The following is a 20763-nucleotide window of genomic DNA, read 5'->3' on the forward strand; positions in this document are numbered from 1 at the left end:
TGGAAAAATAGAAATCTTCTCATCGGTGGGAAAATTTTGATAAGAAAAGGGTAAAATAAGGATAAATGGCGATTTTTTTGATTGTCGATTATAATAACAGGATGGGTAAGAGGTCGATGTTGACGAGGCGATTCGAAACTCCAGAAAATGTAAAGGCAAAAGGAGCTTTAATTAATGAAATTAACTAAATTTGAACAATATCCATTTAAACCGTTTATTCTTGAGGCTGTAAAAGAACTCGGTTTTTTCGAACCAACTGAAATTCAAGGAAAATTGTTTCCAATCATTGAAAAAGGGGACAGTGCAATTGGGCAATCCCAGACAGGTACAGGGAAGACGCATGCCTATATCCTCCCAATCATTGAAAAAATAAATCCGAATCTAAATGAGGTACAAGCCGTGATTACGGCGCCAACGAGAGAGTTAGCGAATCAAATCTATCATGAAATTCTTAAAGTGTTAAAACACGCAAATGAGGAAGAAAATTTTACAGTTCGATGTTTTATTGGTGGAACAGATAAGCAGAGAGCAATCGAGAAATTAAAGAATCAGCCACAAATTGTTGTAGGAACCCCTGGTAGAATTAACGACCTTGTCAAAGAGAATGCCTTATTAATCCATAAAGCAGAAATGCTAGTTGTTGACGAAGCCGACTTAATGTTGGATATGGGCTTTTTATATGATGTCGACCAGTTTGCAGGTAAAATGCCAGAAAAAATCCAAATGCTTGTTTTTTCAGCAACAATCCCTGAAAAACTTAAACCATTTCTGAAAAAATATATGGACAACCCTACCTATGTGCAGGTAGATCCTAAACAAAGGACAGCTGAAAAAATTAATCATATGCTATTGCCTGCGAAACATCGGAATAAGGTTGGTCTTGTTCACTCTGCTTTGTTGGCTTTTAACCCATATTTGGCGATTGTCTTTACTAATACGAAAAAGAAAGCAGATGAAGTCGCCGATGGATTGATTGCACAAGGAGTAAAAGTTGGGCGGATTCATGGGGATTTAACTCCGCGTGAACGGAAACGCGTGATGAAGCAAGTTAAAGACTTAGAGTTTCAATATATAGTAGCCACCGATCTTGCAGCAAGAGGGATTGATATTGAAGGCGTTAGCCATGTCATAAATTATGAACTACCATCTGATTTGGATTTCTATATTCATCGCGTTGGAAGAACTGCCCGTGCAGGTTATTCTGGGATCGCTCTTACTATTTATGAAACATCTGATGAGGATGCGCTAAATCGTCTCGAAAAAATGGGTATAGAGTTCCAACATGTAGATCTTTCAAAAGGTGAAATCATTGAGATTGCAGATCGTAATAAACGTCAAAATCGCAAAAAGAAGGAATCCGAGGTTGATGTAAAGGTAAAATCAATGGTTAAGAAACCTCAGAAGGTAAAGCCTGGATATAAAAAGAAAATGCAGGCTGATATTGATAAAGTTAAAAGAAAAGCGAATAGACTTGAGAAACGAAAAAATAGTAGAGGATAGAAACTAGGGGGAAGGAATATGTTGAAAATTGGTTCTCATGTATCAATGAGTGGAAAGAAAATGCTTTTAGCAGCAAGTGAAGAAGCTGTTTCATATGGAGCAAATACTTTTATGATTTATACAGGTGCACCACAAAATACTAGAAGAAAGAAAATTGAGGATTTAAATATCGAGGTTGGCCGCCAACATATGGCTGAGAATGGCATAGATGAAATCGTGGTTCATGCTCCATATATTATAAATATTGGAAACACAACCAACCCTGACACTTTTGATTTAGGGGTTCGGTTTTTGAAAAGTGAAATTGAGCGGACAGAAGCGATTGGAGCAAAACAAATTGTTCTCCATCCGGGAGCCCATGTGGGTGCGGGTGCCGAAGAAGGTATCAAAAAAATCATCGAAGGGTTAAATGAGGTTCTAACTGGGGACGAAAACCTTCAAATCGCATTAGAAACCATGGCAGGTAAAGGTTCGGAGTGCGGTAGATCGTTTGAGGAATTAGCGATGATTTTCGATGGTGTTACGCACAATGATAAGTTATCAGTCTGCTTTGACACTTGTCATACACATGATGCTGGATACAATATCGTAGAAGACTTTGATGGCGTCCTTAATGAATTTGACAATATTATTGGACTTGACCGACTAAAGGTCCTCCATATTAATGATAGTAAAAATGATCGCGGTATGAAAAAGGACCGCCATGAAAACATCGGCTTCGGTCACATTGGTTTTGAAGCACTTAATTATATTGTTCATCATCCGCAACTGCAGGATATTCCGAAAATACTCGAAACTCCTTACGTTGGTGAAGATAAGAAAAATAAAAAACCACCTTACCGCCATGAGATTGAAATGTTAAAAAACAAGAAGTTCGAAGAAAACTTACTTGACCAGATTCTACAAGGATAAGCTGAAAAAGCTGTGAAATTTTCACAGCTTTTTCTCTTTCCTAATTCTAGGTACAAAAACAAGTATTAATCCGCTCCATATGTCTTGGTCAGGCAGATTGCTTTATTATTTTTTATCCTTAGTAAACAACAAAAATAATTTATTTACTTCTTTTGCTGTTTCCGGACCAGCAACTTTTGCAATTTCCTTAATTAATTTTGCTCGTTCACGGTCATCGAAAATATTAACCTTTTGACCTCTGAGGTACTTAGCGATCTTATCAGCTTGCGCTCGGCTAATTGATAACTTAAATGGCTCGGCATACTTTAATAATTCTTCACCAGTAATATTGTTGACTTTGTGATTCACGATGTTTTCAAAAATTTTCACTCTCATCACTCCTCTTTGTAAGGTATGAGGACTCAAATCTATTCGTGACAGGAAGAATCTTGTATTTACTTTTTTTCTGCCATAAGGTATACTACGTGAGTAAATCGGAATGATTCTTATTTTGTAGGTGATAAAGTTGAACGGAAAGATTCCTATAATAGAAATAAAAAATTTATCTTACCGCTATGAACGGGAAAATATATTAGAAAACGTGAATCTTAGCATTGAAAAGGGTGCTTTTCTTGGTATCGTAGGTCCAAATGGCTCAGGAAAATCTACCCTATTAAAATTAATATTGGGACTCATAAAACCTCAAAAAGGAGAAATTAAGCTTTTTGGTGAAGATAGCAAACATTTTAGGGACCAACAAAAAATTGGGTTCGTTTCGCAAAAAGCTAATTCTTTTAACACTGGGTTCCCTGCAACAGTATATGAGGTAGTCGCTAGTGGTTTGACAAAAAAGTTGGGTTTATTTCGTTCCCTCTCAAAGCGAGATGCTGCTAAAGTTAAAGAGGCAGTTGCATCTGTTGGGATGGAAGCGTACATGGATCGAAATATTGGAGAGCTTTCTGGTGGGCAACAGCAGAGGGTTTTTATCGCAAGAGCTCTCGTTAGCGAACCAGAACTGCTTATTTTGGATGAACCCACTGTAGGTGTTGATGCAGAAAATGTTCAATCTTTCTATGAAATGTTGGAAGAATTAAATAAAGCTGGGATTACATTATTATTGGTTACCCACGACATCGGTGTCATTTCGGATAAAGTGACAAACGTAGCTTGTCTAAATAAAGGGTTATTCTTTCATGGGACACCAAGTGAATTCGAGGAACAAAAAATCGGACTTTCCGAAATCTATGGACATGAAGTACAGCTTCTTACGCACGACCATCACGAGGAGGCAGCACATACATGATTTCGGGTATTTTCCAATATGAGTTTTTACAGAATGCCTTTCTTTCGGGCATGATTATCGGTATTATTGCCCCATTATTGGGGGTTTTTATCGTGGTTCGAAGATTATCTCTAATTGCAGATGCATTGAGCCATGTAACGCTGGCAGGAATTGCAGCAAGTTTATTTCTTGGAAAATATTCAACACTTTTCTTAGGCTTAAACCCTTTATATATGGGAATGGCTTTTTCGGTAGGGGGAGCCGTACTAATCGAGAAATTAAGAAGTGTATATAAACATTACGAAGAGTTAGCGATTCCGATTATTCTTTCCGGTGGGATTGGATTAGGGGTCATCTTCATTTCATTAGCTGATGGATTTAATACAGATTTATTTAGTTATTTATTTGGTAGTGTTAGTGCTGTTAGCAGAACAGATTTATGGACAATTATCATCATTAGTATTTTTGTTATTCTTGTAATTAGACTTATTTATAAAGAACTATTTTTGTTATCTTTTGATGAAGAATATGCAAAGGCTACAGGAATAGCAGCAAAATCGATTCATTTTATTTTTATTGTCATGGTTGCTCTAGTTATTGCCGCTTCGATGAGGATTGTAGGGATTCTTTTGGTATCCTCTTTAATGACATTGCCAGTCGCTGCTAGTATTCGAATTGCAAAAGGATTTAAGCAAACGATTTTTTATTCTATCTTATTTGGTGAGACAGCTGTCTTAGGTGGTCTCTTCCTTTCATATTATTTGGATTTGGCTCCCGGGGGAACCATCGTGATGATTTCTGTTTTAATCCTAATCCTAACTGTTGTTTTTAAAAAGCTTGCGGTAAGAACAGCCGTTTAATGGGGGTGGAGGCAAAAAATGAATTTAAATGAAGCAATGGATCGACTAAAGGAATCTGGTTACAAACATACAGGGAAGCGGGAAGAAATGCTCCAATTATTTTCGGTCAATGAAAAATATCTAACCGCCCGTGATGTGCTTGGACGACTGAAGCATCAATACCCAGGCTTAAGTTTTGATACCATTTATCGAAACCTCTCCATTTTTGTAGAGCTTGGTATTTTAGAAATGACAGAGTTATCAGGCGAAAAGCATTTCCGTTTTGCCTGTTCCGATCATTCCCACCATCATCATTTTATCTGTCTTGATTGTGGAAAAACCAAAGAAATTGAAACATGTCCAATGGCTGCTTTGAATGAAAATTTAAAAGGGTATGATGTTTCAGGACATAAGTTCGAGATTTACGGGAAATGCCCTGAATGTATACAATAAAAATAGTCCACCCAAAGGGGAGGACTATTTTTTTGCGCTTGCAATATGAAATTGAAATGATTTACAAAAGCTTGCATAAACATTTCTCTATTAGCTTGAAGAGCCGTAGCGTTAAACTCCTTCAAAATTGCCTGCTCTTTTTTTTAGTTTGACTTTAACCACTTGTCCACCCACTGGGATGCCTCAAACCAGTCATTGACACGAATAACTCCTTTTGGAATGGGATCCTGATTATATGGTGTATTAAATAATAGAACTGGAATGTTACATTCTTCATGAATCATGACAGCATTATCATGCTTGTCTTCAAAAAATAAATCAACATCGTGTTTCTTTGCTGCTGAAACCTTATCATGACTACCGATCAATTCAACATGATCATAATCAATCTCTTGTTTTTGGAACCAATTTGTGGTGACGTCAAGAAGATGATTCCGTCTAGCACTAATGAAAAAGAGTTCATAATCATTGGACCATTTGGATAAAATCTCTTTTGCTCCTTTAGCTAGTGGAGATTGTGAATAAATTTTGGGTTCATTATTTGTAAACCATTCAGCGAATTCCTGTTCGGAAACAGATACTAAAGGCATTAAATCATATTGTTTTACATCATCTAATGTGATGTTTAAATTAAAAGCTTCATTTAAAAACGGAACCATTGAAGATGGGCATGTAACGGTTCCATCGATGTCAATCCCAAAACGCTTCTTCATGTGAATCAATTCTCCTCTGTTCATATTCTCTTCTTGTTTTATCTTAGCAGATGCCTACGGGGCTTTGAAGATGTTTTTCCTTTTTTCGACAGAATTCAACTTGTATAGTTGGTCATCATCGGTAGTAAATATTGTCATCGTAAAATTTCTTTTCCTTGCTAACACTATAAATGCTCCACTATGAAAGCGAGGGATTATGATGGCAGACGATTTACGTAACCAGGATAAACCCGGATATTTGAACGAGCCTGAACATGATTATTTGCAAAATAACATCAATGCTGAGAGAGCAGGCAGTTCAGCACCAACTGCTTCTACTCAACCAAGCGAAAATAAAGTCGATTACACCCAGGTATCTGGAATGAATACCGGCTCTCAAGCACAATCGTCTAATAAAACGGATTCGACAAATGGGGAAAAGACTTATTTGCAGAATAACATTAATGCTGAGAGAGCAGATAGTTCAACACCAACTGCTTCTGCTCTACCAAGCGAAAATAATGTAGATTATAACCAGGTATCTGGAATGGATACCGGCTCTCAAGCTCAGTTGTCTAGAGAAACAGAGTCAACATATGGGGAAGAGACTGCTGCAGAAATTGCTGCTCCTGTAAGCCTTGGTCGTGATCGTCAGTCAGATGCAGATAACGATCAAGAGACGATGAAGGCCAGATCAGGAATTATTGGGATATCTGCTTTGGTCATCTCAATTCTTTCCCTATTTGTTCTTCCAATTGTCTTAGGGATAACAGGTGTTGTACTAGGTTTTGTTGCAAGGAAACGTGGAGGAGCGAAAGGTCTTGCAAACTGGGCTATTGGAATTGGAGCTATTTCCATCATCATTGGCATGTTTGTGTTACCGTTCTATTAAAGCATTCTAGGGAGCAAAAAAAGAAGGTCCGGAACTTCCGGACCTTCTCTTAATTTAAAAGTAAAGAGCTTATTGCTTTAATGAGAGCAAGGCTCGGCACCTTGCGCCAATAATTACTGCTGTGCCATTTCTTTTAGTTTTTCTTCCGCAATTTTATCAATTTCTTTTTTTAATTCCTCAACCATTTGGTCTTCAGGGACTTTTCGAACGGTTTTGCCATGTCGGAATAATAATCCCTCACCACGTGCTCCTGCAATCCCTATATCCGCTTCTCTGGCTTCTCCTGGACCATTAACAGCGCAGCCAAGAACCGCAACCTTAATTGGTGCTTTAATGTTTTGAATATACTCTTCAACTTCATTTGCAATTGAAATTAAATCGATTTCAATCCTTCCGCAAGTCGGGCAAGAAATTAGTGTTGCTGCATTAGCAGCCAATCCAAATGATTTCAATAGTTCTCTAGCTACTTTTACTTCCTCTACAGGATCGGCACTTAACGAAATTCGGACCGTATTTCCGATTCCCTTGCTTAAAATAGCTCCTAATCCTGCAGCGCTCTTTACAGTTCCTGCAAATAGCGTACCAGACTCAGTAATTCCTAAATGTAGCGGATAATCAAATGCTTGGGCAGCTTTTGTATAGGCTTCAATCGCAAGGTTTACGTCAGAGGCTTTCATCGAAACGATGATATCATGGAAATCCAAGTCTTCAAGAATTTTGATATGGTGCAGAGCACTTTCAACCATTCCATCGGCTGTTGGATAGCCATACTTTTCAAGAATTCTTCGTTCTAGTGAACCTGCATTTACCCCAATGCGAATTGGAATTCCACGCTCTTTTGCAGCTTTGACAACAGCCTCAACTTTTTCACGTCTTCCAATATTGCCTGGGTTAATTCTGATTTTATCCGCGCCGCCTTCAATAGCTTTTAGCGCTAACTTATAGTCAAAATGAATATCAACAACAAGTGGGATATTAATTCGCTTTTTAATTTCCGAAATCGCATTCGCTGCACGTTCGTCTGGGCATGCGACACGGACAATCTGGCAACCAGCCTCTTCAAGTCGTTTAATTTCCGCAACTGTCGCTTCAACATCATGTGTTTTTGTCGTTGTCATACTTTGGATGACAACTTCATTGTTGCCGCCAATAGTTAAATTTCCCACACGAACAGGTCGGGTTTTTGTACGGTGTGTTATTTCACTCAACAGTGATTCGCTCCTTTGTTTGAAAAAGAAATAAGGCACTTCCTTTTCATTTTGTACACCTTTATATATTATCAGTCCGCAGTGAAAGTTGACAAGGAAGATGTTTTACCTTGTTTATAGAGTTAAAACAAAGTAATGGTGTTATCTTTAACCTGCACTATCTTGCTTGAGTATAATCCGGAAACTTATATGTTTGTCCAATCATAATCTCTTCGGGGGTTGTCCCATTGTTTAAGTCTGCAAAATCTGTTATAGCTTGAGAAATTGGGACAGGGAGTGATGCGTTTAGTTGCATTTCCAGTACGGAGAGAACAGTATCTCCCGGTAATATTTCTTTTTCGAAAAATGGTTTTGTTTCTTTCGTATTAACTTCTTGTGGTGCAGCTTTTGCCTCGATTGCGTTGCTGTTATTAGAGGAGGTAGGTAAACTGCCGTTGCTAAGGTCATTGTATATTGAATATAGTACAAGAACGATAAATAAGAATCCTGCCAGCTTTTTCATTGGAACAATCCTCCAATTTTAAGGTTTGTCCATCTATATGCAGTAGTTAGAGGATTTAGAACAAAAAAACCGCACCTTTTAAGGTGCAGTTTCTAAAATTCGATTTAATTTTTTTCTGGCTGGTCAATCTCTTGGATCGCTAGCAGTAAAACAGTCAAGCTTACGAACCAGTTGATTAGTGACCCGAATGGAACGGTGGTTTGAACAAGAGACATAATCGTGAAAAAGACCGTTGGCAGTGTAATGCTGTATGTGGTCATCCTCCATAGTTCTCGATAACTTAGTGTCTTCTTCGCAATATTCTTTAACAGAAGTCCAATTAGGGCAAGAACTGAAATCTCAATAAGCTTAATTCCTGTGGCAAAAAGATACATTGCAATTGAAAGAATTGGAATGAAGATTGCCATCAGCGAGTTGGATTCCTCAATAAATGATTCTAATTCTCCTTTTGTAATCGTATCAGAGCCCATCATGGAGTAAGAAACCGAATTCACCTCACCACCAGAACTTAACACCATTTCTTGTTGGAGAAGGGCTAATGTTGCTCCAGTTTTAGATAAGTTTTCTTTTTGGATCGATCCTGTTGAATCGAAAATTATGGTTATACTTTCCTTAGTAATGGTAACAGGATTGTTTTCTGACGAAACTAGGTTTCCGTTTTTAATTTGGAAATCTGGTAATTCTTGCTTTACTATCTCCTCGATCCCATTCACGGCTTGTGTTAATGTTGAGTTTGTATAATAAAGGGTAGGAATGACGGATAATAGAGACAAAAGAAAGACATACAGAATGGTTTTTCCGATTCCTTGTACGCGAAAATTTGCAATATCTTTTGGAGAATAGAGACTTTTGAAAAATTGTTTAAATAAATTAATGTTTATTCACTTCCTTATTTTTAATGACTGTATTATTGTATCTTGGGGATTAGTGAATAACAAGCAATAACTATTTTGTTTGTAACATTTTTGTAACATAAGGGAGAAATGTTAAGGTATTGTAAATTTACTCAAAATAATATTTACAATCTCCATGTTCATCTTACATAATTGGGGAGGTTTTGTAGAAATTAGTCGAAAAAATTGTAGGGGTTGAAACAATGGATATTAATGTACAGGCTATGCTGTTTGAATTTTTGGGCGGTCTTGGTATTTTCCTTTTCGGAATTAAATACATGGGAGACGGACTTCAAAAATCTGCGGGTGACCGCTTGCGTGACTTGTTAGATAGATTTACCACGAATCCGGTAATGGGGGTACTAGCAGGGATTTTCGTAACAGTTCTAATCCAAAGTAGCTCTGCCACAACGGTTTTAACGGTCGGGCTGGTTAGTGCGGGTTTTATGAACTTAAGACAGGCTATCGGGGTTATTATGGGTGCCAATATTGGTACCACTGTTACAGCCTTTATCATCGGAATTGATATTGGTGAATATGCACTTCCGATCATAGCTGCTGGTTCAATTCTGCTTTTCTTCTTTAAAAATCAAAAAGTACACAATTTTGGTCAGATCGTATTTGGATTCGGTGCATTATTTTATGGCCTTGAGCTTATGAGTGCTGGGATGAAACCTCTCCGGAGCCTTGAGGCGTTCCATGAGCTAACGGTCCAAATGAGTACAAATCCGATATTAGGGGTAGTTATTGGTACTGTTTTTACAGTTATCGTTCAAAGTTCAAGTGCGACTATCGGTATTCTTCAAGGACTTTTTGGCGATGGTCTCATCACCCTAGATGCTGCACTACCGGTTCTCTTCGGTGACAATATTGGTACAACTATTACGGCAATTTTAGCATCTATTGGGGCTTCTGTTGCGGCTCGTCGTGCTGCTGCTACCCATGTGTTATTTAACTTGATTGGTACATTAATCTTTTTAATTTTGTTAATTCCATTTACGAACTTGGTTGAAGCGATTAAAGCTGGAATGAACCTTAACCCAGAGATGACTATTGCGTTCGCGCATGGGATCTTTAATACAACGAATACAATCATCCAGCTACCTTTCGTAGGAGTTCTTGCTTTTATTGTTACTAAGTTAATTCCAGGGAAAGACACAATTGTGGATTATAAGGCAAAACACCTTGATCCAATCTTTATTGAACAATCACCGTCCATTGCTTTAGGTCAAGCTAAAGAAGAAGTACTACGGATGGGGCAATTTGCAGTTCAAGGACTAGAAGAAACAAGAGGTTACCTAGAAACGAAAAATAGTAAAAATGCTAATACCGCTTATCAACTTGAAGAGGCAATAAATAATCTTGATAGAAAAATTACAGATTATCTAGTTAGATTATCAACGAGTTCGTTGTCTAAACAAGACTCAGAAGTTCATAGTAACTTAATGGATACTGTCCGTGATATCGAACGAATTGGAGATCATTTTGAAAATATCCTCGAATTGGTTGAATATCAACAAGCCAATAAAGTAAAGATGACGAATTTAGCGATGGATGATCTTAATAAAATGTTTTCTCTTACGATTTCTACAGTGAAAAATGCACTACAAGCACTAGATCAAAATGATCGTACAGTTGCTGAAAAGGTAGTTAAGAAAGAGGAAGAAATTGATAAGATGGAAAGAACTTTAAGAAAACAACATATCCTTCGTATTACAGAAGGCGCTTGTACAGGCCAAGCTGGAATTGTGTTTGTTGACATTGTCAGCAACTTAGAAAGAATAGGCGATCATGCTGTAAATATAGCGGATTATGTTCTAGGGGAAACTCATTAGAGGTAAACTAGCAAGGGGGAGTTCCCCTTGCTTTTTATTTTGGGAGAGGAGTTGATTGGGTTGGACATAATTTTTTGGTTAATAATCGGTTTAATGTTTGTAATTGCCTTTGCCGGGCTTGTATATCCTGTGATACCAAGTGTCTTATTTTTGTTAGGTGGTTTCCTTCTTTACGGTGCTTTTTTTTCGTTCGAACCATTTAGTTGGTTGTTTTGGAGTATTCAATTGTTATTTGTGATTTTGTTATTTGGAGCGGATTATATAGCCAATATGGTTGGAATAAAAAAATTTGGTGGATCGAAAGCTGGGGTTTGGGGTAGTACGATTGGTTTAATTGCTGGACCATTTATCATCCCAGTGCTTGGAATTCTCATAGGGCCATTTTTAGGGGCAATCATTGCAGAGCTTGTCGTACATAGAAGAAAGGTCAAAGAGGCTATTAGGATTGGGTTTGGATCTGTTATAGGGTTTATCACAAGTGCGTTTACGAAAGGCATCGTTCAGGTGCTAATGATTGTGTATTTTTTCATTGTGATTTAGTGCGGAAGTAGGTTTAGAACCTGTTTCCGCTTTTTGTATTTCTAGAGCCAAAGGTCATAGGGTGATGAGTTTGTCTAGTTGCGGTTTTAAGGGAGTTAAGGCTGCTACGGTTTTTCAGAATGTTTGTTATAAGGACAGAATTTTTAAAGCGCTGAAAGTAAGAACGAGTGGCGTTTGCGAGATAAGTATGAAGGACAGAAAGCAGAGCGTGTGCCGGGAAAGTGTCTCCCAACGAGTGTTTGAAGGACAGAAAGCAGTGCACACACAGGAAAACTGTCTAATCTGATCGACTTTCTAAGGGATAAAGCCCAAAAAAAAGTCTTATTCAGTCAAAGAGGCTCCAGTCCATACGTCGCTGGCCAGTCGCCTCCGCTTTTAGTTGTCCAGCTCCAACGGCTAACTCCTCGGGTCATAAGTCACCCCTGAATTAAAGGCAAAGAACACCTTTTATTCAGGTGCGCCTTATGCCTGTCGGAGTTGAACGAGCCGTTTCCGCTTTTCTAGTTTAACCCACAGATTTCGAATGCGCAGTTTTGGCAATCTACTGTTTGCTTTAGGTAGTTAAGGTTTTTTACGGTGAACTTTAGTTGGTCATAAGAAATAATGTCTTTTTCTCTTAGTTCTTTTAACATCCGTTGAATGACTTCTCTAGTCCCGTATGTGAGGTTGGCCAGTTCTTGGTGTGTCAACGGGAGATCGATAAGAATTCCTTCTTCTGTTTTTACGCCATAACTGTTGCAGAGTCGGATTAAAATGGAGTAAAGTCCTCCTTTTTTTCCGTTCATAATCAAATCTTGGCATTTCATTTGCGCTTTTAAGTAGCGACTGCTTAGCCAGTGCAAAAGGGCATTCATCGCTGTTTGGTCAGCTAGTATATATTTCTCGAAAGCCTCTCTTTTTATCATCATAACTTCGGTATCTGCTAACGTTTTGGCAGTGAAATGGTAGCGAGGATTATGTTTAAACAGTTCATATTCAATAATCATCTCTTCTCCATTTAGTAATTTTAAGATGAATTCTTTCCCCTTCATATGCACACGGCCAATAGAAACAGCTCCATTTATAATTAAATAGATATGTTCAACTAACTCATCTTCTTGGAAAAGGATGGAGTTTGCCGGAACTTTCTGAATGGCTTCTGTTTCAATGAAGTGCTGTAATATTAAACTGAATAAACTTATATTTTTTTCCACTAGGATCACTCCCTATAAAGCCTTTACACCTTTGATTTAAAGTAATTGTAGATACTATGTCAATAGTGTTTTTACATAATTTGGTAACCCCAAAGGCGGGGGAGCGACTTAAATCGTTGACAGGACTGATTTTAAATAATAATGTCGATTTTTCGAAACTTTGTGGATTTCTCAATAGAAGAAAATAATTGCATAATAAAATAGCTAAAAACATAAACTTAGTGGGGTTAAAATGAAACGTTTTATTTGAATCCATTACTGTTGTTTGGTAATCTATTCCTAGAGCCTTTAGAATGGTTCTAATATCTTATACCAGATAGTTGGAGCATTCTTAAGGTATCATACGAATACATAGGAGGATGTTAAAAATGGCTTTTGAATTACCACAATTACCTTACGCATATGATGCACTAGAACCACACATTGATAAGGAAACAATGAACATTCATCACACAAAACATCACAATACGTATGTGACTAACTTGAATAATGCTTTAGCAGGTAACGAAGAGCTTCTTTCTAAGTCTGTAGAAGAAGTTATTTCTAACCTTGATGCAGTTCCTGAAGCTGCACGTACAGCTGTACGCAATAATGGTGGCGGACATGCTAACCATTCTCTATTCTGGCAAATCCTTTCACCAAACGGTGGCGGTGCTCCAACAGGTGAAGTTGCAGAAGTAATCAACAATAAGTTTGGTAGCTATGATGCATTCAAAGAAGAGTTTACAAAAGCTGCAACTACTCGTTTTGGTTCTGGTTGGGCTTGGCTAGTTGTGAATAACGGTGAGCTTGAAGTAACAAGCACTCCTAACCAAGACTCTCCATTAATGGAAGGGAAAACTCCTGTTCTTGGATTAGATGTTTGGGAGCATGCTTATTACCTTAACTACCAAAACAGAAGACCAGATTACATCGGTGCATTCTGGAATGTAGTAAACTGGGAAGAAGTAAACAAGCGTTATAACGCTGCAAAATAATGATTTAGTAAGAAAAGGACAAGCAGAAATCGCTTGTCCTTTTCTTTATGTTTATTGTGAATAAGGAGGGAGTGATTGTTAAAAACTACTCAGAAGAAAAGGGGAGTTTCAAATGAGTAGATTACAAAAACTGATAGGTGATGTGGAACTAACTAAAGATTTAACCTTACTGTTATTAATTGGCGGGTTGTATTCCTTGAGCGTGGCACTGTCCAATACGTTTGTAAATATCTATTTATGGAAACAATCTGGACAATATGTCGACCTTGGGTTTTATAACTTAGCGATTGTTATCATGCAGTTGGTAACCTTTATCTTAGCGGGACGATGGGCGAAAAAAATTGACCGGGTCATTGTATTAAGGGTTGGCGTTATTTTTTTGGCATCATTTTATCTCGCTGTTTTATTTGCGGGTTCGAATGCATCTGAGTACTTATTGCTGTTAGGAGGCCTTTTAGGAGTTGGGTATGGATTCTACTGGTTGGCTTTTAATGTTCTCACGTTTGAAATTACTGAGCCAGAAACAAGAGATTTTTTTAATGGTTTTTTAGGAATCCTTTCTTCTGCAGGTGGAATGATTGGTCCTTTTGCAGCAGGGTTTATCATTTCTCGACTCGAGAAATTTGCCGGTTACTCAATTATTTTTGGAATTTCATTAGGGTTATTTTCGGTAGCGGTATTTTTGAGTTTTTTCCTTAAACGACGCCCAGCAGAAGGGAAGTTCTGGTTTAAACGTATTTGGCAAGAAAGAGCACAAAGCCAAAATTGGCGTATGGTAACGAATGCTCACATTTTTCAAGGGCTAAGAGAAGGTACATTCGCTTTCATTGTCTCTGTGTTTGTGTTTATATCAACAGGGAGCGAAATGGCACTTGGAACTTTTGGTTTGATCAATTCAGGAATTTCCTTTCTAACCTATTTTTTAGTTTCACGAATGCTCAAAAAGCAAATGAGGAAAAAAGCCATACTTCTCGGAGGCATCATTCTGTACTTGGTCATTTTCCTGCTAATTTTTGATTTAACCTATTACAAACTTCTCTTGTATGCTGCGATAATTGCCGTTGCCTATCCGCTTTTACTAGTTCCATACAACTCTTTAAGTTATGACGTCATTGGTAGAGGATGGAAGGCAGCAGAAATGAGGATTGAATACATAGTAGTTAAAGAAGTCTTTTTGAATATCGGAAGAATTCTTTCAATCAGTTTGTTTTTAATTGCAATTAAATACTTTAATCAGGAAATAAGTATTCCAATCCTCCTATTAATAATTGGAAGTGGTCATACTCTCATATACTTTTTCATCCGACAAATTAAGCTATCATACGCTTAGCCGGGGAAGCGCGCTTTCCCTAATCTTGTTTTCAGGAGGCTTTTAGGACATGTTACCTCTTTGAGTTAAAAGTTTAAGACTTTCAGAAAACTGTTCTATAATGGCCAGTCTTTCGTAAAAACTGTAGTTAAAATTCTAAAGCCGATTTTATTTGCCATTTTAACGATTTTGAAAGTCTAAGTTAAGTTAGAGGCTCTTTTCTCATACAATGAAATTATTTTGTTTAACCTGGCTTATTCAGTCGTATTTATTGTACAAAAGAAACAAAGTTTGAGAAAAGAGCCTTTATAAAATAGAGATCGACATTAGTTTAAGCATGAAGCGCGGTAAAAAAAGGGATTAGTATTTCTTCGTAGAAATATACCTGCTTTTCCTATAAAATAAAAGGTAATGCAAAGACAACCTTTTGCTTTAGGAAGAAGGTGGGGAGAAATGGGAAAAAAGAAAAAGAAACAAGTCTCTTTTCGGTTAAATCTAGTATTTTTTGCTGTCTTTCTTTTGTTCTCAATGTTAATCCTGCGACTTGGTATTGTCCAAATCGTCTATGGTGAGGATTACAAGCGTGAAATTGAACGAACAGAAGATGTAACGGTAAACAGTCCTGTGCCCCGGGGGAAGATGTATGACCGTAACATGAAGGTTATTGTCGATAATTCAGCTAGTAATGCTATTACTTATACGCGGAGCCAGAGTACTAAAAATGATGAAATGCTAGAAGTTGCGGAGAAGTTAGCGCAATTAATTGAAAAAGACACTGAAGATGTTAGAGAACGTGATAAAAAAGACTTTTGGATTTTAAAACATCCTGAAGAAGCAAAAGAGAAAATCACAGAAAAAGAATGGGACTTATATGATGAAAAAGAGCTTGATGATAGTGAAATTTATAAGCTCCAATTAGAGCGGATTACTGAGTCCGATCTTAAGGCAATAACAAAGAAGGAATTAGAAGTCTTAGCTATCTTTAAAGAATTTAACAAAGGTTATGCATTAACACCTCAGATTGTAAAGAATGAGGTAACAGCTAAAGAATATGCAGCTGTAAGTGAAAATTTAGAACAACTGCCTGGAGTCGATACAACTACTGATTGGGCAAGGGAGTATCCTCTAGAACCTACACTAAATTCTGTGTTAGGAGACATCACCGAGTCAGATGAAGGTTTGCCTAGAGAGCAAGTGGACTATTATCTAGCTAGGGATTATAGTCGAAATGATCGTGTGGGAAAGAGTTATCTTGAATATCAGTATGAGGATGTCTTACATGGTCAGAAGGCTAAAGTAAAAAATATCACAGATAAAGCCGGAAATGTACTCGACACAGAAATTATCACAGAAGGTCAAAGAGGAAAAGACCTCGTCCTTTCAATTGATACCGATTTACAAGTAGCAGTTGAAAAGATTATTGAGGAAGAATTATGGAAAGCAAAATCACAAGGGAATACACGCTTTCTAGACAGAGCATTTGTTGTTTTAATGGATCCTAATACAGGTGAAGTGTTAACGATGGCCGGTAAAAGAATTGTAAAAGATGAAGAAACCGGAAAACAGTCTATGCAAGACTTTGCCTTAGGAAATATCACCAGTTCCTATGCTGTTGGTTCTGCGGTCAAAGGTGCCACGATTCTAACTGGTTTCCAAACGGGCGCTATCCAACCAGGAACAACTTTTCTTGATACCCCGATTAAAATTAAAGGAACTCCAGCGAAAAAATCTTGGAGGGCAGGTTTAGGGGTCTTAAATGACATTAATGCGTTAAAAGTGTCTTCCAACGTTTATATGTTCAGAACTGCCATTAATTTGGGTGAAGGTGTTTACCAGTACGATCAGCCACTTTCTATTAATAATGAAGCTTTTGATACCTTCAGAAACTCCTTTGCACAATATGGCTTAGGAGTAAGAACTGGAATCGACTTACCGAATGAAATGGCTGGTTTTAAAGGAATTACTAGACTTCCTGGTCTCTTAATGGACTTTTCCATCGGACAATATGATACGTATACTCCAATGCAACTTGCTCAATATGTTTCGACGATTGCTAATGGTGGAAACCGAATTCAACCTAGAATGGTTAAGGAAATTCGCGAGCCTGCCTTGGACAGTGATGACCCAAGCTCCGTTCTAAAATCTTTTGAGCCTGTCGTGCTAAACACAATTGATTTGGAGGACGGCTGGATTGGGCGTGTTCAAGAAGGGTTCCGTCGGGTAATGCAAGAGCCAGGTGGTACAGCATATGGCACCTTCGGTAGTGCCAAATATAAACCGGCTGGTAAAACAGGAACTGCACAGTCCTTTTATGATGGTCCTGATCGTCATAAATTTGAAGAGGCCCCACCAGTAATGAATTTAAGTTTGGTTGGATATGCACCTTATGATAATCCAGAGGTTGCCATGTCTGTTATGGTACCTTGGGCATATGAGGGGAATAGTGGTCACACAGCCAATAGTACAATTGGCCGAAGAGTATTCGACACTTATTTTGAATTAAAGAAAGAACGTCTAACCAATCAAGAAAACGAAGAAAAAACTCAGTCTGATGCAGAATCAGAATAAGTAATAGTGATGTCCTCGAAGTTGTGCTTCGAGGACATCTTTTTTTGTCTCCTCTAAAAGCCTATGTTCGGTGAGTTTTTATTTATTTTGGAATTCCCTAAATATCTTTACTTAATTCGACAAATATACCTAAATTTCGTGTGAATTTACAAAACCTTTACATTCCTTTTATACAAGGTTAAAAAAAGGTCTGTATTCTTTTACTTGTAGGACAAAACAACGAATACTTTAGGGGGAATACGGAAATGAAATCTCTAAAAAAATTTAGTTTACTCGCTTTACTTGCTGCACTAATGATGTTTATCGCAGCTTGTGGAGGTGGAGAAGAGTCAGGTGGAAATGAAAACAGTGAAGGTGGATCGGATACTGAAGAATCTACAGAATTAGAAGGTAGTGTCGTAGTTGACGGATCCGGTACTGTTTACCCATTCATGGCGAAAATGGCAGAAAATTATATGACTAATGAACAAGAAAATGTTTCCGTTGAAGTAAGTCGTGCAGGTACTTCTGCTGGATTCCAAAAGTTCCTTGCTGAAGATGGGACAGACTTTAATGATGCATCTCGTTCTATTAAGGAAGAGGAATTGGCGAAAGCGGATGAATTAGGAATTGAAGTACAAGAATTAAAAGTTGCATTAGATGGATTAACTTTCGTAATCAATAAAGAAAATGATTGGGCAACAGAATTAACACAAGAAGAAATCATTGACATCTTCCTTGCAAGTGGTGAAAAGCAAAAGTGGTCTGACGTTCGTGCTGATTTCCCAGATGAAGAAATCAAAACTTACGGTCCAAATGAAAACCATGGAACTTATGAATTTATGTTTGAAAATATTCTTGAAGAACAAGATTTAGTTGATGGAATCAACCTGCAACAAGATTACTCTGTCCTTGTTGATCTTGTATCAAAAGATAAGAACGCAATTGCATTTTTTGGATATGGCTACTATGCGAGCAACACTGATAAGTTAACAGCTGTGAAAGTTGACTTTGGAAATGGTCCAGTTGAACCATCTGTTGATACAATTGCTGAAGATGGGGATTATGCACCATTTACTCGCCCGGTATTCACATATTTAAATGTGAATCATGCAAAAGAAAAGCCACAAGTATTAGATTACGCAATTTACACGATGGAGAACGCGAATGCAGTTGCTGAGGAAACAGGCTTTGCTCCACTTCCTGAGGAGGAAATTAAAGCAACAGTCGATACTTTGAATGGATTGAAATAAGTAGCATCAATCCATTGAAGGATGAGAAGTCTTCACTTCTCATCTTTTCCCTTTTATGAAAAATGATTTCAAATCCCCCTTCTTTTTATAGAAAAATTGAAAGGAGAAACAACCTTGCATAAACAAAATACAGCAGGTCAAATAAACACAAATGTTCGTGATTTAATTGCTGAAAAGAAAAAGAAAAAGAGTGTTGGAAATATCATGGAAAAGCTAGTGCCAGGCACATTATTAGCTATAGCTACTGTTTCCATCCTTACGACAATTGGGATTTTATTAACACTGATTACTGAAACTTTCCTCTTCTTTAAAGAGGTTTCAATAGTAGATTTCTTTACAGGTACGGAATTAAAGCCATTAGGAGATAATGCCGTCTTTGGGGTTTTGCCCTTATTAACAGGGACGTTAATCTCCACTGTGATAGCTATGCTTGTTGCGATTCCTATCGGGTTAATGACAGCTATCTATTTGAGTGAATATGCATCTGAGAAAGCACGCCGGATTTTAAAGCCACTTCTTGAAATACTTGCCGGGATTCCAACGATTGTTTACGGTTTTTTTGCATTTACTTTTGTCACACCATTATTAAGATCTTTTATTCCTGGATTAGAACCGACGAATATCTTGAGCCCAGGGATTGTAATGGGGATCATGATTATCCCAATGGTTGCCTCATTATCTGAAGATGCGATGAGTTCAGTTCCTAATTCAATGCGAGAAGGTGCGTTGGCATTAGGTTCAACGAAACTAGAGGTTACATTCAAAGTAGTTCTTCCAGCGGCGATATCTGGAATTATTGCATCTTTTGTCCTAGGGATTTCTCGAGCGATAGGTGAAACGATGATTGTAACCATTGCAAGTGGAAGTTCAAAAAATTTCACTTTTGATGTCACACAATCAATGCAAACAATGACAGCTTATATTGTTGAAGTTTCGGGTGGGGAAGCAGCAGCAGGGACAACTTTATACCATAGCCTTTATGCTGTTGCGTTTACGTTATTTGTCTTCACTCTGATTATGAATATGCTTGCGCAATATATTTCTCGTAGATTTAGGGAGGAATATTAATATGAAATCGATTGACCATAACCTAGTTCAGAAAAAAATGGGTTCACGATTACTCCGTAATAAAATGGCTAAGCTCTTATTTATGCTTGCAACATTATTTGGACTTTTAGTATTAATTGTTTTGATTTATCGAGTAATTCGTGATGGTGCAGCTTGGATTGACTTTGACTTTATTAATAATAAATTATCAACTGATCCGGAGAGAGCTGGTATTATGGGGGCCATCCTTGGAACGTTTTGGCTCATGCTTGTTGTGGCACCAGTAACAATGATTTTGGGGATCGGGACAGCTATTTACCTGGAGGAGTACGCAAAGAAAGGAAAATTACAAACAATTATCCAAACAAATATTTCTAATTTAGCTGGAGTACCATCTGTTGTGTTCGGTCTTCTAGGTTTAACGGTGTTTGTTCGTGGAATGGATCTAGGAAATATCGTCTTAGCTGGTGGGTTAACAATGGCCCTGCTTGTTCTCCCAGTTGTTGTTGTAGCAGCACAAGAAGCAATTCGAGCAGTTCCTGGATTTTTAAGGGAAGCTTCGTATGGTATGGGAGCAACCAAATGGCAAACGATTAAAAATGTTGTATTACCAGCGTCCTTACCAGGTATTTTAACGGGGACGATTTTAGCCCTTTCTCGTGCAATTGGGGAAACAGCACCGCTTGTTGTAATTGGAATCCCTGCTTTATTGATTCCACTTCCAGATGGGATTTTTGATAAGTTTACGATTTTACCAGTCCAAATCTATTATTGGACACTCGATTCGGCTTTAGTAGCTGAGTATACGAACTTGGCTGCGGCTACGATTGTCATTTTATTGGTCGTCTTGTTCCTAATGAACTCCGTTGCGATTTTCATTCGAAATAAATTTCAACAAAGATATTAATTC

Annotated in this window: 20 protein-coding genes; 14 read left to right on the forward strand and 6 right to left on the reverse strand. The window is 37.7% G+C overall.

All coding sequences use genetic code 11. From position 1 onward, the window contains the following. Positions 1 to 174 precede the first annotated feature (174 nt). Together M3182_RS11265 and M3182_RS11270 are read left to right on the forward strand one after the other, a co-directional pair. Positions 175 to 1500 carry a DEAD/DEAH box helicase gene (locus M3182_RS11265; protein ID WP_251558140.1) on the forward strand — a complete coding sequence of 442 codons (1326 nt, stop codon included), beginning with the start codon at positions 175 to 177 and terminating at the stop codon, positions 1498 to 1500. A gap of 18 nt (positions 1501 to 1518) precedes the next feature. Next, positions 1519 to 2412, forward strand: a complete 894-nt coding sequence (locus M3182_RS11270; protein ID WP_251436439.1) for a deoxyribonuclease IV — start codon at positions 1519 to 1521, stop codon at positions 2410 to 2412. A 105-nt stretch (positions 2413 to 2517) separates the two neighbouring features. Here M3182_RS11270 and M3182_RS11275 read toward each other — a convergent pair whose 3' ends face one another. Further along, a complete protein-coding gene (locus M3182_RS11275; RefSeq protein ID WP_251436441.1) occupies positions 2518 to 2781 on the reverse strand; it encodes a DUF2624 domain-containing protein in 264 nt (87 codons plus the stop codon). 136 nt (positions 2782 to 2917) lie between these two features. Between M3182_RS11275 and M3182_RS11280 the strand changes: the two genes are divergently transcribed. The 3 genes from M3182_RS11280 to M3182_RS11290 are packed head-to-tail and all read left to right on the forward strand — an operon-like array spanning position 2918 to position 4965. Continuing rightward, positions 2918 to 3694, forward strand: a complete 777-nt coding sequence (locus M3182_RS11280) for a metal ABC transporter ATP-binding protein (RefSeq protein ID WP_251436443.1) — start codon at positions 2918 to 2920, stop codon at positions 3692 to 3694. Further along, the gene (locus M3182_RS11285; RefSeq protein WP_251436445.1) at positions 3691 to 4533 is read left to right on the forward strand and encodes a metal ABC transporter permease; all 843 of its coding nucleotides are present in this window, start codon (positions 3691 to 3693) and stop codon (positions 4531 to 4533) included. Before M3182_RS11280 ends, M3182_RS11285 begins: the two co-directional genes overlap by 4 nt. A gap of 18 nt (positions 4534 to 4551) precedes the next feature. Continuing rightward, a complete protein-coding gene (locus M3182_RS11290; RefSeq protein ID WP_251436447.1) occupies positions 4552 to 4965 on the forward strand; it encodes a Fur family transcriptional regulator in 414 nt (137 codons plus the stop codon). 143 nt (positions 4966 to 5108) lie between these two features. Here M3182_RS11290 and M3182_RS11295 read toward each other — a convergent pair whose 3' ends face one another. Then, positions 5109 to 5678 (reverse strand): hypothetical protein, encoded by a 570-nt coding sequence (locus M3182_RS11295; protein WP_251436450.1) that lies wholly within the window; start codon positions 5676 to 5678, stop codon positions 5109 to 5111. A gap of 199 nt (positions 5679 to 5877) precedes the next feature. On the opposite strand from M3182_RS11295, the gene M3182_RS11300 reads away from it, so the two are divergent. Next, the gene (locus M3182_RS11300; protein WP_251558142.1) at positions 5878 to 6549 is read left to right on the forward strand and encodes a DUF4190 domain-containing protein; all 672 of its coding nucleotides are present in this window, start codon (positions 5878 to 5880) and stop codon (positions 6547 to 6549) included. Between the two features lie 113 nt (positions 6550 to 6662). On the opposite strand, the gene ispG is transcribed toward M3182_RS11300, so the two are convergent. From ispG to M3182_RS11315, 3 genes are all read right to left on the reverse strand, one after another. Beyond that, positions 6663 to 7757 (reverse strand): flavodoxin-dependent (E)-4-hydroxy-3-methylbut-2-enyl-diphosphate synthase, encoded by a 1095-nt coding sequence (ispG, locus tag M3182_RS11305; RefSeq protein WP_251436453.1) that lies wholly within the window; start codon positions 7755 to 7757, stop codon positions 6663 to 6665. Between the two features lie 157 nt (positions 7758 to 7914). After that, positions 7915 to 8259: a hypothetical protein gene (locus tag M3182_RS11310; RefSeq protein ID WP_251436455.1), complete on the reverse strand. Its 345-nt coding sequence runs from the start codon at positions 8257 to 8259 to the stop codon at positions 7915 to 7917. A gap of 104 nt (positions 8260 to 8363) precedes the next feature. Continuing rightward, positions 8364 to 9140: a DUF1189 domain-containing protein gene (locus M3182_RS11315; RefSeq protein ID WP_349775450.1), complete on the reverse strand. Its 777-nt coding sequence runs from the start codon at positions 9138 to 9140 to the stop codon at positions 8364 to 8366. 215 nt (positions 9141 to 9355) lie between these two features. Here M3182_RS11315 and M3182_RS11320 point away from each other — a divergent pair, with 215 nt between their 5' ends. Together M3182_RS11320 and M3182_RS11325 are read left to right on the forward strand one after the other, a co-directional pair. Further along, complete coding sequence (locus tag M3182_RS11320; RefSeq protein WP_251436458.1) at positions 9356 to 10987, forward strand: Na/Pi cotransporter family protein; 1632 nt, start codon at positions 9356 to 9358, stop codon at positions 10985 to 10987. Between the two features lie 60 nt (positions 10988 to 11047). Beyond that, on the forward strand, positions 11048 to 11527 hold the full coding sequence (locus tag M3182_RS11325; protein ID WP_251558144.1) for a DUF456 domain-containing protein: 480 nt from the start codon (positions 11048 to 11050) through the stop codon (positions 11525 to 11527). 500 nt (positions 11528 to 12027) lie between these two features. Here M3182_RS11325 and M3182_RS26385 read toward each other — a convergent pair whose 3' ends face one another. Next, positions 12028 to 12720 (reverse strand): Crp/Fnr family transcriptional regulator, encoded by a 693-nt coding sequence (locus M3182_RS26385; RefSeq protein ID WP_251430486.1) that lies wholly within the window; start codon positions 12718 to 12720, stop codon positions 12028 to 12030. A 368-nt stretch (positions 12721 to 13088) separates the two neighbouring features. Between M3182_RS26385 and M3182_RS11335 the strand changes: the two genes are divergently transcribed. The 6 genes from M3182_RS11335 (at position 13089) to pstA (ending at position 20760) form a co-directional block, all read left to right on the forward strand. Beyond that, positions 13089 to 13697, forward strand: coding sequence for a superoxide dismutase (locus tag M3182_RS11335; RefSeq protein WP_251558146.1), 609 nt, complete (start codon positions 13089 to 13091; stop codon positions 13695 to 13697). A gap of 112 nt (positions 13698 to 13809) precedes the next feature. Next, positions 13810 to 15027, forward strand: a complete 1218-nt coding sequence (locus M3182_RS11340) for an MFS transporter (protein ID WP_251558148.1) — start codon at positions 13810 to 13812, stop codon at positions 15025 to 15027. Positions 15028 to 15459: 432 nt separating this feature from the next. Further along, positions 15460 to 17574 carry a peptidoglycan D,D-transpeptidase FtsI family protein gene (locus M3182_RS11345; protein WP_251430477.1) on the forward strand — a complete coding sequence of 705 codons (2115 nt, stop codon included), beginning with the start codon at positions 15460 to 15462 and terminating at the stop codon, positions 17572 to 17574. A 245-nt stretch (positions 17575 to 17819) separates the two neighbouring features. After that, complete coding sequence (locus tag M3182_RS11350) at positions 17820 to 18806, forward strand: PstS family phosphate ABC transporter substrate-binding protein (RefSeq protein WP_251430474.1); 987 nt, start codon at positions 17820 to 17822, stop codon at positions 18804 to 18806. Between the two features lie 114 nt (positions 18807 to 18920). Further along, positions 18921 to 19874 carry a phosphate ABC transporter permease subunit PstC gene (gene pstC, locus M3182_RS11355; RefSeq protein ID WP_251558149.1) on the forward strand — a complete coding sequence of 318 codons (954 nt, stop codon included), beginning with the start codon at positions 18921 to 18923 and terminating at the stop codon, positions 19872 to 19874. Position 19875: 1 nt separating this feature from the next. Further along, on the forward strand, positions 19876 to 20760 hold the full coding sequence (pstA, locus tag M3182_RS11360) for a phosphate ABC transporter permease PstA (protein WP_251430472.1): 885 nt from the start codon (positions 19876 to 19878) through the stop codon (positions 20758 to 20760). Positions 20761 to 20763: the final 3 nt, after the last annotated feature.

Origin of the sequence: Mesobacillus maritimus, assembly GCF_023715205.1 — a bacterium.
GTDB lineage: Bacteria > Bacillota > Bacilli > Bacillales > Cytobacillaceae > Mesobacillus_B > Mesobacillus_B maritimus_C.